Origin of the sequence: Ruoffia tabacinasalis (assembly GCF_042652985.1) — a bacterium.
Classification (GTDB): Bacteria; Bacillota; Bacilli; order Lactobacillales; family Aerococcaceae; genus Ruoffia; species Ruoffia tabacinasalis.
Window position 1 is genome coordinate 46,567 of record NZ_JBHSHQ010000016.1, and the last position, 13,269, is coordinate 59,835.

At 35.6% G+C, this 13,269-nt stretch carries 12 protein-coding genes; 8 read left to right on the top strand and 4 right to left on the bottom strand.

What is annotated here, in order from left to right; genetic code table 11:
- Positions 1-49: 49 nt before the first annotated feature.
- Complete coding sequence (locus ACFO5Y_RS03075) at positions 50-1,243, bottom strand: 3-phosphoglycerate dehydrogenase family protein (RefSeq protein WP_197104076.1); 1,194 nt, start codon at positions 1,241-1,243, stop codon at positions 50-52.
- On the bottom strand, positions 1,240-2,340 hold the full coding sequence (serC, locus tag ACFO5Y_RS03080; protein ID WP_197104075.1) for a 3-phosphoserine/phosphohydroxythreonine transaminase: 1,101 nt from the start codon (positions 2,338-2,340) through the stop codon (positions 1,240-1,242). Before serC ends, ACFO5Y_RS03075 begins: the two co-directional genes overlap by 4 nt.
- A 235-nt stretch (positions 2,341-2,575) precedes the next feature.
- Between serC and rpsF the strand changes: the two genes are divergently transcribed.
- From rpsF to ACFO5Y_RS03120, 8 genes are all read left to right on the top strand, one after another.
- A complete protein-coding gene (rpsF, locus tag ACFO5Y_RS03085; RefSeq protein WP_138403758.1) occupies positions 2,576-2,875 on the top strand; it encodes a 30S ribosomal protein S6 in 300 nt (99 codons plus the stop codon).
- Between the two features lie 35 nt (positions 2,876-2,910).
- Positions 2,911-3,465 (top strand): single-stranded DNA-binding protein, encoded by a 555-nt coding sequence (gene ssb, locus ACFO5Y_RS03090; protein ID WP_197104116.1) that lies wholly within the window; start codon positions 2,911-2,913, stop codon positions 3,463-3,465.
- A gap of 41 nt (positions 3,466-3,506) precedes the next feature.
- Complete coding sequence (gene rpsR / locus ACFO5Y_RS03095) at positions 3,507-3,740, top strand: 30S ribosomal protein S18 (RefSeq protein ID WP_138403756.1); 234 nt, start codon at positions 3,507-3,509, stop codon at positions 3,738-3,740.
- A gap of 181 nt (positions 3,741-3,921) precedes the next feature.
- Positions 3,922-4,449 carry a PAS domain-containing protein gene (locus ACFO5Y_RS03100; protein WP_231606850.1) on the top strand — a complete coding sequence of 176 codons (528 nt, stop codon included), beginning with the start codon at positions 3,922-3,924 and terminating at the stop codon, positions 4,447-4,449.
- Between the two features lie 3 nt (positions 4,450-4,452).
- Positions 4,453-5,925 carry a GGDEF domain-containing protein gene (locus ACFO5Y_RS03105; RefSeq protein WP_231606849.1) on the top strand — a complete coding sequence of 491 codons (1,473 nt, stop codon included), beginning with the start codon at positions 4,453-4,455 and terminating at the stop codon, positions 5,923-5,925.
- 12 nt (positions 5,926-5,937) lie between these two features.
- A complete protein-coding gene (rplI, locus tag ACFO5Y_RS03110) occupies positions 5,938-6,390 on the top strand; it encodes a 50S ribosomal protein L9 (RefSeq protein WP_138403754.1) in 453 nt (150 codons plus the stop codon).
- 215 nt (positions 6,391-6,605) lie between these two features.
- Positions 6,606-8,006 (top strand): replicative DNA helicase, encoded by a 1,401-nt coding sequence (gene dnaB, locus ACFO5Y_RS03115; protein WP_197104074.1) that lies wholly within the window; start codon positions 6,606-6,608, stop codon positions 8,004-8,006.
- A 239-nt stretch (positions 8,007-8,245) separates the two neighbouring features.
- Positions 8,246-9,583, top strand: coding sequence for a hypothetical protein (locus ACFO5Y_RS03120; protein WP_197104073.1), 1,338 nt, complete (start codon positions 8,246-8,248; stop codon positions 9,581-9,583).
- Positions 9,584-9,678: 95 nt separating this feature from the next.
- On the opposite strand, the gene ACFO5Y_RS03125 is transcribed toward ACFO5Y_RS03120, so the two are convergent.
- Together ACFO5Y_RS03125 and ACFO5Y_RS03130 are read right to left on the bottom strand one after the other, a co-directional pair.
- Positions 9,679-11,724 carry an LPXTG cell wall anchor domain-containing protein gene (locus ACFO5Y_RS03125; RefSeq protein WP_197104072.1) on the bottom strand — a complete coding sequence of 682 codons (2,046 nt, stop codon included), beginning with the start codon at positions 11,722-11,724 and terminating at the stop codon, positions 9,679-9,681.
- 160 nt (positions 11,725-11,884) lie between these two features.
- Positions 11,885-13,174, bottom strand: coding sequence for an adenylosuccinate synthase (locus ACFO5Y_RS03130; protein WP_197104071.1), 1,290 nt, complete (start codon positions 13,172-13,174; stop codon positions 11,885-11,887).
- Between the last annotated feature and the right edge of the window lie 95 nt (positions 13,175-13,269).

Here is a 13,269-nt window from a genome sequence, read left to right on the forward strand (position 1 = left end):
GCTTTCATCATTTGATGAGCTTATCGCTTCTTTTATGTGCATATTTTTCTTAGTTTGTTGAAGGTTTAAGATGTCGAACACGGACGACCCCTTCGATATTTTCTAGTGCAACCTTATCATTTGCTTCGATGTCATCGTCTAAATCAATCATCGTACAAGCCCAGCCATTGCGAGGTTTGTTCGTTAATCGGTTAATATTTAGATTGTGTTGAGAAAGTACATGGGTAATTTGACCGATCATGTTCGGGATATTACGATGTAACACGGTTATACGGCTAATAGTTTGGATTGGACCAAAATTAATCGTCGGGAAATTCACTGAATGATGAATGTTTCCGTTTTTCAAGTAGTCCATGACTTGGTCAATGACCATATTTGCTGCATTCGCTTCACTTTCAGGTGTTGAGGCACCAAGATGGGGAATATTAATCGTATTTTTCATACTTAATGTTTTTTCATCTGGGAAATCAACCACATATTTACCAATACTTCCATTATTAATTGCGTCTTCCAAAGCATTTAAATCCACTAAACCACCACGGGCACAGTTAATAATGATTTGACCTTTTTTGGCTTCAGCTAATAATTCTGCATTTAAATAATTTTTTGTACTGTCATTGTATGGAATATGTAATGTGATGTAATCACAGTTTTGCATAATATAATTAATATCATATTGAGTTTTTGTTGAGGGATTTAAGCCGAGAGCGTGTTGGACCGATAAGTATGGGTCATAACCGTAGACATCCATCCCTAAACCTAAACACATATTAGCAACAAGCACACCAATGGCACCTAAACCAATGATACCAATTTTCTTACCGGCTAATTCGGGTCCAACAAATTGCTTTTTACCCGCCTCAACTTTTGAACCAATATCAGACTCGCCTATGAGTGTTTGTGTCCAGTCTAAGGCCGATTCAATGTTTCTTGAAGACATGATCAAAGCAGATAGAACTAACTCTTTAACGCCGTTTGCGTTGGCTCCTGGTGCATTTGCAACAACAATTCCCTTCTCGGTCAATTCATCAATTGGGATATTGTTAACACCTGAACCTGCTCGGCCGACAAATTTTAAATTCTCTGGCAAGTCCATCTGATGCATATCAGCACTTCTTACAATAATGGCATCTGCTTCGGAATCACTATGATTTAAAGTAAATTCGTGTGTTAGCTTACTTAATGCATTGGCATCAATATTGTTTAATGTTTTAATTTTAAATCTTTTTTCTGTATAGCTCATTTTGTACCTCGCTTATTATCATTTTCAAAGACTTTCATAAAGTTAATGAGTGCATCGATACCTTCCATCGGCATGGCGTTATAGATACTCGCACGCATGCCACCGACTGATCGGTGTCCTTTCAAGTTATGTAGACCTTTTTCTTGGGCTTCTTTAGCGAAAGCTTTATCTAAATCCTCTGAATCGGTTCTAAAAGTCACATTCATAATTGAACGGTTCTCTTTACGAGCTGTCCCTTGATAGAAATCACTTTGGTCAATGTAATCATAAAGTTTAGCCGTTTTCTCTTTATTGATTGCTTCGATGGCTTTCACACCACCTTGCTCTTCTAACCAAGCAAATACTTGACCAGCTACATAAATAGCAAAAGTAGGAGGTGTGTTGTACATTGAATCTTTATCAATTTGTGTCGCATAATCGAGCATTGTAGGCGTGATATCTTGAGCCTTACCTACTAGGTCTTTACGCACAATGACAACAGTTAGACCCGCTGGTCCCATATTTTTTTGAGCTCCAGCATAGATTAGGCCAAATTTAGTGACATCATACTCTTCTGAAAGAATATTCGATGACATATCAGCGACTAAAGGAATATTGTCAAATTGAGGGAGCTCCTCTGGTTTAAAACGCGTTCCATAGATTGTATTGTTCAAACACAAATGTACATAATCAGCATCTGGACGGACATTAATAGCGTCATTATTTGGAATATATGTAAAATCATCCTCTTCAGTACTTGCTGCGACTTGAATATCACCGTAGCGAATGGCTTCTTTATAAGCTTTTTTAGAGAAACTTCCTGTTAAGATATAATCAGCTTTACCTGATTGATTTAATAAATTTAATGGTACACTTGAAAACTGAGTCGATGCCCCACCTTGTAAAAATAAAATTTCGTAAGTATCTGGAATATTCATTAAGTTGCGTAATGATTGTTTAGCATTCTCATGAATTTCCATGTAGGATGGAGATCGGTGGCTCATTTCCATAACAGATAGGCCTTGCCCTTGGTAATTTGTTAGGTTTTTACTAACATTTTCTAATACTGAAACTGGCAGTGTAGATGGTCCTGCAGAGAAATTATAAATGCGATTCATCTTAAACGCTCCTTTTTAATTAATGATATGATCATTATATCACAAAATAAAGAAAAACTAAGGGGTTTATTAAAATAAGATGAAAATAATGTAAAATATCTCATAAAAAACTTTCAAATAAAGCTTGTAATCAAATGATGATAATTGTATAATTCATAGATGTGAGTATTTAACTATACTCTCCTTGCTCTAATATTTTTTTAGGGCCATCAGACCAAAAGGAGGTGCAAGCCAAATGAGCCAAACAACAAAATACGAAATTTTATATATTATCCGTCCTGACTTAAACGAAGACGAGAAAAATGAATTAGTAGAACGTTTCGATGGTATCTTAACAGCAAACGGAACTACAATTGTTGAGTCGAAAGACTGGGCAAAACGTCGCTTAGCATATGAGATTAATGATTATAAAGAAGGAATTTATCATTTAATCACTGCTGAAGCTTCAGATGCTACAGGAATCAACGAATTCGACCGTTTAGCTGCGATCAATCGCGGAATCTTACGTTTTATGATTACTAAAGTAGAAGCTTAATTTGTTTCACGTGAAACACTTTGAAGGAGGATGTAATTGTGAACACAGTTCAATTAGTGGGACGTTTGACACGAGAAGTTGACTTGAAGTTTACTTCGTCAGGTATTGCAGTAGGTACTTTTACCATAGCCGTTAATCGCAATTTTACTAATCAACAAGGTGAGCGTGAAGCCGATTTTATTAGTTGCGTAATCTGGCGTAAATCAGCAGAAAACTTTGCTAACTTTACCCGTAAAGGATCTCAAGTTGGAGTCGAAGGACGTATTCAAACACGTAATTACGAAAACCAACAAGGTCAACGTGTCTATGTTACTGAAGTAGTTGTAGAACAGTTCCATTTATTGGAGCCACGTTCAGTTACAGAACAAAGACCTGCGGATACTAGCAACAATAATAGCAGTAGTAGTTATGGTGGCGGACAAAGTTATAACAATAACAACTCTCAAAACCAACAAAACAACTACAACAATAACCAATCATCATATCAAAACAATAATTCAAATAACAATAGTGGAGGATTCGGTAACTCACCATTTAACATGGAAGATGGCACGCCAGTTGACATCTCTGAAGATGACTTACCATTCTAATCTTTCAACATTCGTTTAAAATATAAAGGAGGATAACACCTATGGGACAACGTCGTGGTGGAAGACGCAGAAAAAAAGTATGTTTTTTCTGTGCAAATCATATTGATCACCCTGATTATAAAGACGTGGATTTAGTTAGCCGTTTCGTATCTGAAAAAGGTAAAATTTTACCTCGTCGAGTTACAGGTACTTGTGCTAAACATCAACGTACTTTAACTTCAACAGTTAAACGTACTCGTATTATGGCACTAATTCCATTTACAATTAAAGACTAATTTAATTAGCTGAGAGTAGGACCTTGTGTTCTACTCTCTTTTTTTATTGACGCATAACATAAATGTTTCACATGAAACTTTTAACTTATTTTCTAGCAAGTTAGTAAACTTCGGAACAATAGCATTAGAACATTGATTATGTTAAAATACTTAGTATATTATTAATTAGATGAGGTGAAATATGTTTAACAAAGAAAGACTTAAAGCATTCTTTGAACAATTTCATTCATTAGATATTAGTTGGCAAATTTATAGTTTAGTCATTTTATATACAATCATTATGCTTGCTGCATTAATGTTACGCTGGGAAATCGGTGTAATGCTTTTTATACTATTAATTGCAGTTGTCGTATTTTTTGTGTTTAATTATGAAAACTTTATTCGTAACTTAAGTACAATGGCGAGTCGCCTCTCTCAATCAGTACGAGGTGCACAGGAAGATGCAATGTACCGCTCTCCTATTGGAATCCTATTATATGGTCAAGATTCCAATCATCGCATTAAGTGGGTCAATCCAGCGATGCAACATTTGTTTGGATCACAAGAGTTACTTGGAGAACCACTAGTATCTATAAATAAAGAGTTTGATAAAATGGTAGCAATTGAATCTGATAAACATTGGCATACGGTTCCTTTTATGGACCGATATTACCGAGTATTACACCAAACAGATGTGAAAGCATTATATATGATTGATGTAACAGATTAAGTGTTGATTCGAGAACAAAAGAAATTCGATCAAGTTGTATTCGGTTATCTTTTCTTGGATGACTATAACGAGATTGTAGAAACACTCGATGATCAACAGGCAACCAATTTTGACTCTATTATATTGAATGATATCAATGAATGGGCTGAATCCTATGGCGTTTTTACTAAACGAATCAATGAGGAAAAATTTATTCTACTTCTAAACCAATATGTGCTTGATAAACTTGAAAAAGATAAATTTAAGTTTTTCGATGAGATGCGTGAACGCAATTCTTTAAGAAATATGCCATTATCAATTAGTATTGGCGTATCTTATCCAGATTCACCAAGTTATCGTATTGATGACTTATCAGACCAAGCACAACTTAACTTAGATTTAGCGCTTGGACGCGGCGGCGACCAAATTGTCGTTCGATCGCAGTCTGGTAAAGCAAGATTTTATGGTGGTAAGACAAATCCTACAGAGAAACGTACAAACATAAAATCACGACTAGTTTTTCAAGCCTTACGCACGTCAATTCAACAAGCGGAACAAATACTCATATCTGGCCATAAAACCCCTGATATGGACTCTATGGGCTCTGCAATAGGTATTTATAAGATTGTCAGATCCTTTGGGGTCCCAGCTCGTATTCTGATTAATGAAGATGAGTTTAATCAAGATATTCGTCAGTTATTGGCCTTAGATCAAGCTCGTTACTTATGGGATGAAGATATCTTCGTTAATAAAGAAGAAGCTGAAAAATATATGTCTGATGAAACTTTAATGATTTTAGTCGATCATCATCGTCCGTCATTAAGTGAAGCTGAAGAATTGATAAATGGACATGATGTGGTTATTATTGACCATCACCGTCGTGGTGAGGAGTTCCCAGAGCAAACGGTCCTGACATATATCGAACCTTATGCGTCGTCAACATCAGAGTTGATTACTGAATTCTTCATTAATATGCGTAATACGAATGAAGCATTAAATAAGTTTGAGGCAACAGCATTACTTGCTGGGGTGATTGTAGATACGAATAATTTCTCATCAAGAACAGGTTCAAGAACTTTTGATGTAGCAAGTTATTTAAAATCTCGTGGAGCAGACCGTGTTCAAATCCAACGCTTACTTAAAGAAGATTTATCAAACTTAATTGAGCGTAACAAACTATTAGAGCATACAAAATTTGTCAAAGATGGCTATGCAGTTATTATTGGACCTAATGAAGAAGTTTTTGATAATATAACAGCGTCACAAACTGCTGATGTTTTACTAGACGTTAAAGGTGTTGAAGCTTCCTTTGTTATCTACCGTAGAAGTGATTCTGTTGTAGGGATTAGCGCACGAAGTTTAGGAAGTATTAACGTCCAAACGATTATGGAAAGATTAGGTGGCGGAGGTCATTTATCGAATGCGGCGACGCAAATTGAAGATAAATCGACTGAAGAGGTCTATATTCAATTATCAGAAGAAATAAATAAAGAATAAGGAGGACTTTGAATGAAAGTAATTCTATTGAAAGATGTCAAGAAACAAGGTAAAAAAGGTGATGTGATTGAAGTATCAGATGGTTACGGACGTAATTATCTAATCAAGAACAACCTTGCTAAAGTAGCGGATGGTGCAGCTTTAAATCAGCTGAAATCTAAAAAAGAAGCTGAAGCTAGACTGGCTAAAGAAGAATTAGCTGAATCTAAAGAAATTAAAGAAGCCATTGAAAAAGAAGAGACAGTTGTTACGATTGCAGCTAAAACAGGTGAAGATGGTCGATTATTCGGTACTATCCCTTCTAAACAAATTGCAGAAGAGCTTGAAAAGCAATATAACATCGAGGTTGATCGCCGTAAGATCCAATTAGGTGAAAATTTAAACTCTTTAGGACGTTACAACGTTCCAGTGAAACTTCATAGTGAAGTCTCAGCAGATATTAAAGTACATATCGTTGAACAATAGTTTCATATGAAACATTTTAAGCATTTTAATAGTGTATTCATTTGGTATTCAAACCAATGAATACACTATTTTTATTGGTTTGAATTATTAAGATGTGAATATTACTAAAAGGCTTTAAATAAAAGTTATTAACATGTTGATAACTATGAAAAAGGCTGAGAATTTGGTATGATTTATATACTTGTATTTAAGAGTGAATCGAGTAGAATATAGAAATGAAGAAAGAAGGTGAACCGTTGGAAAATAAACCAATGGATAGACAACTACCATATAATATAGAAGCTGAACAATCAGTGCTCGGCGCATTACTTATCAATCCTATTAAAGTAGGAACGGTTCAATCAATTATTGAGGAAGATGACTTTTATTTACGTAAACACCGCATTATCTTTAATGCGATGGCGAATATCTTCGATTCACCTGATTATGAACTTGATGCCATCACCTTAATTGATCGACTTACGAGTTATGGAGAAATTGAAAATGTAGGTGGCCATGATTATATAATTGAGTTAACCCAAACAGCACCAACAGCTGTAAACGTTGACCATTATGCAAAGATAGTAAAAGATAAATCAATCTTACGTAGTTTAATCTCAGCTAGTACACAAATAAGCCAGACGGCTTATGAAGAAGGTGATGAGATTTCTAATATCATCGAAAAAAGTGAGAAACTTATCTTATCAATTGGTGAAGGGAAGAATAATGACGGACCTGTCTCTATACGCTCGTTAATTTCAGATGCATTTGAGAACATTGTTCGATTATCGGAAGAGAAAAGAGACGTTGTTGGTTTACCAACAGGTTATATCGACTTAGATAAATTAACGAGTGGTTTCCAACCAGACCAATTGATTATTCTAGCTGCGAGACCATCCGTAGGTAAAACAGCCTTTGCTTTAAACATTGCCCAAAACGTTGCCACGAAATCTAAAATACCTGTTGTAATATTCTCACTAGAGATGGGTGCATTAGATTTAGTAAACCGTATTATTTGTGCGGAAGGTAATATACATGCATCTAATTTACGTACAGGACAACTTACCAATGATGAATGGAATAGTTTCACGGTGGCTACAAACACACTTAAAGATGCACCGATCTTTATTGATGATACAGCAGGGATTAAAGTGTCTGAAATTCGTGCGAAAAGTAGACGATTAAAACAAGAAAATCCAGATTTAGGTCTGATTGTGATTGACTATCTTCAATTAATTGAAGGATCCGGTGGCGAAAGTCGTCAGCAAGAAGTATCTGAAATTTCTCGTCAATTGAAGAAATTAGCCAAAGAATTAGGCGTACCTGTCATTGCACTGTCTCAATTATCTCGTGGTGTGGAACACCGTCAGAATAAACGACCTATCTTAAGTGATATTCGTGAGTCTGGATCGATTGAGCAAGATGCGGATATCGTTGCCTTCTTATACCGTGAGGATTATCACCAACAAGAAGGTGATGAAGAACCAGTTCAAGATGATGATCTGCCTGATAATACTGTTGAGGTTATCTTAGCTAAGAACCGTGCAGGAGCTAGAGATACGGTTCGCTTATTATTTAAAAAGGAATATAATAAATTCTCAAGTCTTTCATTTGTACCCGAACCACCCATGATGTAACTTACAATGAACTCTTTCTAAATTTAATTAGAAAGAGTTTTTTTGTGTTTAACTCGATTAAAGTGGCGATTAATCAGTTTAACCACTATTTAAATAGGTGTGTAAAGTAGTAAAAACCCGAATATATGTTCCATGTGAAACTTTATGGTGGGAACATGCGTTCTTTTTGTTATTCCTTTCTCTTTAAGCTGGTTTGTATTAAACTTATAATATATTACATTGAAAGCGGAGGTAACAATATGGAGACGGTCGAAAAGAATCATCATGATGTTGTAAGCAAGTTAAAATTGAACACTTTAACTCTTCTATCTTTTTTTATTGTGTTATTTGCTTTACCAGTTAGTACGAATGCTACTACAATTGAGTCTCTTGATAGCATAGACTATACTCAAGCTGATCACACACAAGTAGTTGAAGCTGAACCTGTTGATGAAGCCATATACGAAAATATAGATACTGATACAACTATTTATCCTCAAAGTGACTATACGTTGATTGAAGCTGAATTGCCAAGTGATCAAGTATCAATTAATGAAGACAATTTATTTACTGATGAAGCTCTACTGCCATTTGCTCAGACGGATGAAGTTTATAATTTCGTTCACTTTAATGCGTATAAAGATACATATAGAGATATAGCCACTTATATTTCATATTACATCTATTATTCGGCTGATCCAGAAGATCATTACTTAGTCGCACCGATGAATTTAACTGCTGACGTCGTCGATTTATACAATTATAGTGATTTAATCGCAATGCAACGCTTAGATATTAATCATAAGCTTAGACAAATTTATTATAATGAATATTCCGAGGATTTAGTTGAACGTTACGAATTAAAACAAATGATTCCGACTTCAGTTTATGCCGATGCTAAAGCTTCAATGTTACGTGCCGAGGAATTATATAGCCAAGTTGATCCGGAAAGTGCCGATTATGATTTAGCTACCGAAGTGATTGAGATTGCTAGAGAAGAATTTAGTATCTTTACCAACAAATATAATAATGGGCATTTAGAAGAGCCAGTTTTACATTATTTTATCTCTGATCAAATTGAAGATGAGGCTGTTTTAGAAGAAAATATCGCTTCGATTGAAGAGATAGTTGAAACATTGCCAAGTGAAATTAAACGTCGACTTTCGAATATTTATGTCTTAGCGGAATATGAAATGCCACCTTCAGAAACACCAGGCTTTACTTTACATGGTTTAGCTAAGGATGATGGGACTGTATATTTTGTAGGGGATAAACCCATTTATAAAAATCTAATTTATCATGAGTTTGGTCATACATTAGATTTTGCTAGTTATGCATTAATCGATTGGGATGAAGAGTCTGAAGATTCTTGGTCAACGCAAGATGATTGGCAGGCCATTTATGAAAGTGAATGGGCAGATGAGGAGTCTTATTACAATTCAACCATTGAATCATTTGCAGAAGGCTTTGGTGTGTATTCACTGAAGTATTTCTTAGATGAAGAACCCGATTTATCGGCTTATCCAGATAGTTCGCTTGAAGATAGACCTGAGACAGTTGCATACTTTGACCAGTTGTTCGAAACATTAGACTACTAAACAAATGAGTAAACAAAAATACCCTAAGCACTCTTTAGTCTCTCAACTATAGAGTGCTTAGGGTTTATTTAATTCTATTTATCTATCGATTTGTCTTAGTTATTATGACGACGTCCAGAGATGAATAAGTAAATACCTCCACCGATTAAAGCTAATGCAGCTACAATAATAAGCCAAATTGAACTATTTTCACCAGTGTTTGGTAAGTTTTCTTCATTCTCTTCTACGGATGAACTGATAGATACATCAACACTTGATGATTCTTCATTGTCATCACTTGAAGGTGTTTGAGAACCACCACCGTTGACTACATCTGGATATCTTTCAGTTAAGTAATTAGTTACATCTACATAATTCACTTCACCAGATTCATTCGGTTGAACAGCCCATAGAATATCTTCAAATTGCATTTGATCAACTTGATCTTGAGTGATAGTTGTATTTTGAATGATGTTGTTTTTAGCTTCAACAACTAAATCATTAAACATGTCTGGATACATTGTTACTAACTGTTGGAAAATGTAGCTAGGTACTTTTGCATCAGCATTCTTAGCTTCATTGTACCATTCAGCGAATGTACGATCACTAAATTCATTCAAGATAGCATCTGTTGTTGGTGTTTGATTAACGACAGCTTCACGAACAGGAGTAATTGCACTTGCTAATTGATCATCACTGAAATTCACGTAACCAGCAATTACAATTTCATCGCGTAAAGCAGTTAATTCTTCTGAAGAAGTACTTTCAGTTGAAAGTCCCAGTCTATCCATCAAACTAGTAATATGTTCATCACTAAATTGATTTAATTGTTCCATCGTTAAATCAGTTTGACCGACTAATTCTTCACGGTAAATATCTAAATCACTTGCTAGTTCGGATTCACTTGAGTCAGATGATTCTTCTTCATCAGAGGATTCCTCATCAGAAGACTCTTCATCGGATGATTCTTCGCTTGAAGAACTTTCATCTGAAGATGTTTCTGCATCATCAACAGTAATACCGTAATTTTCTTGCATTGCTAAAGCTAAGGCTTCCATGTCTTCTGCGTTATTTTCTTGGAAGACTGAAAATTCTTGCCATAGTAATTCAGCATCAGGTACTTCTAATAACTCTTCTTCATTTAAGTTATAATCCGAAACTAAAGCGTCTCTAAAACGACTGGCTTCAGGACCGAAGACTTCTGGGTTATCGTATACAGCTGTGTTATAAGCTCCACCAATATCAGTACCTGCTTGATTTCCTTCACCTACCATACTTACTAAGTAAATGTCATCAAGTTGGTCTAATTGTTCTTGAGTTGCAGGTGTTGATTCAATGAATGCTTCACGAATCTTAGTAGCAACTGAACCGACCTGTTCATCGGTAAAGATTTCAGGATTTAATTCGATGATTTGGTCGCGGACAATGTCCATCGTTTCTTGAGCATAATCTCCATTTTCAGCAGTTGTTTTAATCGGTGCTAATTCTTCCTCAGTGAATTGACTGAATTGCTCTTCTGTAATATCAGTATATTCCAAAATCGCTGCTTCAAATTCATCTTCAGGTGCTGGAGTTTCACCATTCCCATTGTCTTCGCCATTTTCTCTTTCAGTACGACGTTCGATGTAAGCATCACGTGCTTGGGTAATTTGTGGCACGATTGATTCAACAGCAGCTTGCTCGTCATCGTTATTTTCTAACAATGCGTTCGTATACCATCCTAAGATGTCACTAGGTAAAGCCGTGTTTAAATCTGAATAGCTATATTCTGAATAAGTAGAAATAGCCTCTGCTGCTTCATTATAAGCTTGTAAGTCCTCACCTGTTAAAAGGTTTAATTGAGGGTAATCGATTGCTAACTGGTTATACATTTCTAACCATACATCCAGTTCAGGATTCGATTCTGCTTCAGTATTTTTTGTAGTATATAAATCAACTAAATATTGATCCTCTACTTCTAATAATTGTTCTAAGTTAACAGGTTGAACGCCCGCTAAGTTATTTTTTATTTGAACGAGTAATTCTTGGTCCACCTCTGTTGTTGTTTCTTCTTGGGCATGAACGGTTTGACTCGTTGGTAGTAAAGCATTATTTCCAAGAGTAGTTCCTGCTCCGATTGCTAAAGCACATGTAGATACTAATAATAATTTTTTTAATCTCATTTTGCGCCCTCCTCTATCTGTTAATTCCATCATACGCTGTAAATGTGAATTTTTATCGAAGGAAAAATGTGGAATTCGCCATTTATTTTGTGAATATTGTATTAAATTTAAAACAAAAAAGAGCCAGAGGTTATATAACCACGGGCTCTTAAAAGGGAGTTTATCCCCAAACGCTATCTAAAATCATTGTTTGTTCACGGTCAGGACCAACAGATAAAGTTGCAATCTTAACTCCAACTAATTCACTGATGCGACGAACGTAGTTACGTGCATTTTGTGGTAAGTCTTCTAAAGATTTTGCACCTGTGATATCTTCTGTCCAACCAGGTAATTCTTCGTAAACTGGCGTACAGTCAGCTAGAACTTTTAAACTTGCTGGGTAATATTCAATACGTTCACCAGCAGAAGTTTCGTAAGCAGTACAAATCTTAACTGTCTCTAAACCAGTCAATACGTCGATTGAGTTTAATGATAGATTTGTAATACCTGATACTCGGCGTGAGTGACGCATAACAACTGAATCAAACCAACCAACACGACGTGGACGCCCTGTAGTTGTTCCGTATTCTCTACCTACTTCACGAATTTGTTCTCCAACTTCATCAAACAATTCTGTTGGGAATGGTCCATCTCCTACACGTGATGTATAAGCTTTACATACACCAACGACTGTATCAATTTTTGATGGTCCTACTCCACTACCAATCGTTACCCCACCAGCTACTGGGTTTGAAGAAGTAACGAATGGATATGTACCTTGATCGATATCTAACATGACACCTTGAGCACCTTCGAATAATACACGTTTACCTTCATCAATCGCATCGTTTAAAATGACTGATGTATCAGTAACATACTTCGCAATTTCTTGACCATATGCGTAGTATTCTTCGAAAATTTCTTCAAAAGATAAAGGTGAATTGTCATAAACACGCTCGAATAATTTATTCTTTTCAGCTAAGTTTACTTCTAAACGCTCTTTAAAGATTTCTTTATCTAATAAATCAGCAATACGGATTCCAACACGAGCAGCTTTATCCATGTAAGCTGGGCCAATCCCTTTAATCGTTGTTCCGATTTTGTTATCACCTTTAGAATCTTCTTGAAGTTGATCCATTAAGATGTGGTAAGGCAAGATAACATGAGCGCGTGAAGAAATACGTAAACTACTTGTATCAACACCTTCATCTGCTAAATAGTTCAATTCTTTAACAATTGACTTTGGATTCACGACAACACCGTTTCCGATAACACTGATTTTACTATTATCAAAAATACCTGAAGGGATTAAGTGTAATTTAAATGTTTCACCATCAAATTGAATCGTATGCCCTGCATTGTCTCCACCTTGATAACGTGCAATTACTTCAGCGTTATTACTTAGAAAGTCAGTAATTTTACCTTTACCTTCGTCTCCCCATTGTGTTCCTACAACTACTACTGATGTCATTGTTAGATCTCCTTTTTATATAATAATATTTCAATCATGAATACAATATGTCTCCACGCGATACATAACATCCCGTCTCCTATATTATACCTTAT

Excerpts from the sequence above, each read along its gene's own strand:
- ACFO5Y_RS03100 (WP_231606850.1), top strand. The coding sequence starts at position 3,922 with ATGTTTAACAAAGAAAGACTTAAAGCATTCTTTGAACAATTTCATTCA.
- dnaB (WP_197104074.1), top strand. The coding sequence starts at position 6,606 with ATGAAGAAAGAAGGTGAACCGTTGGAAAATAAACCAATGGATAGACAA.
- rpsR (WP_138403756.1), top strand. The coding sequence starts at position 3,507 with ATGGGACAACGTCGTGGTGGAAGACGCAGAAAAAAAGTATGTTTTTTC.
- serC (WP_197104075.1), bottom strand. The coding sequence starts at position 2,340 with ATGAATCGCATTTATAATTTCTCTGCAGGACCATCTACACTGCCAGTT.
- rpsF (WP_138403758.1), top strand. The coding sequence starts at position 2,576 with ATGAGCCAAACAACAAAATACGAAATTTTATATATTATCCGTCCTGAC.
- ACFO5Y_RS03075 (WP_197104076.1), bottom strand. The coding sequence starts at position 1,243 with ATGAGCTATACAGAAAAAAGATTTAAAATTAAAACATTAAACAATATT.
- ACFO5Y_RS03130 (WP_197104071.1), bottom strand. The coding sequence starts at position 13,174 with ATGACATCAGTAGTAGTTGTAGGAACACAATGGGGAGACGAAGGTAAA.
- ACFO5Y_RS03125 (WP_197104072.1), bottom strand. The coding sequence starts at position 11,724 with ATGAGATTAAAAAAATTATTATTAGTATCTACATGTGCTTTAGCAATC.
- ACFO5Y_RS03120 (WP_197104073.1), top strand. The coding sequence starts at position 8,246 with ATGGAGACGGTCGAAAAGAATCATCATGATGTTGTAAGCAAGTTAAAA.
- rplI (WP_138403754.1), top strand. The coding sequence starts at position 5,938 with ATGAAAGTAATTCTATTGAAAGATGTCAAGAAACAAGGTAAAAAAGGT.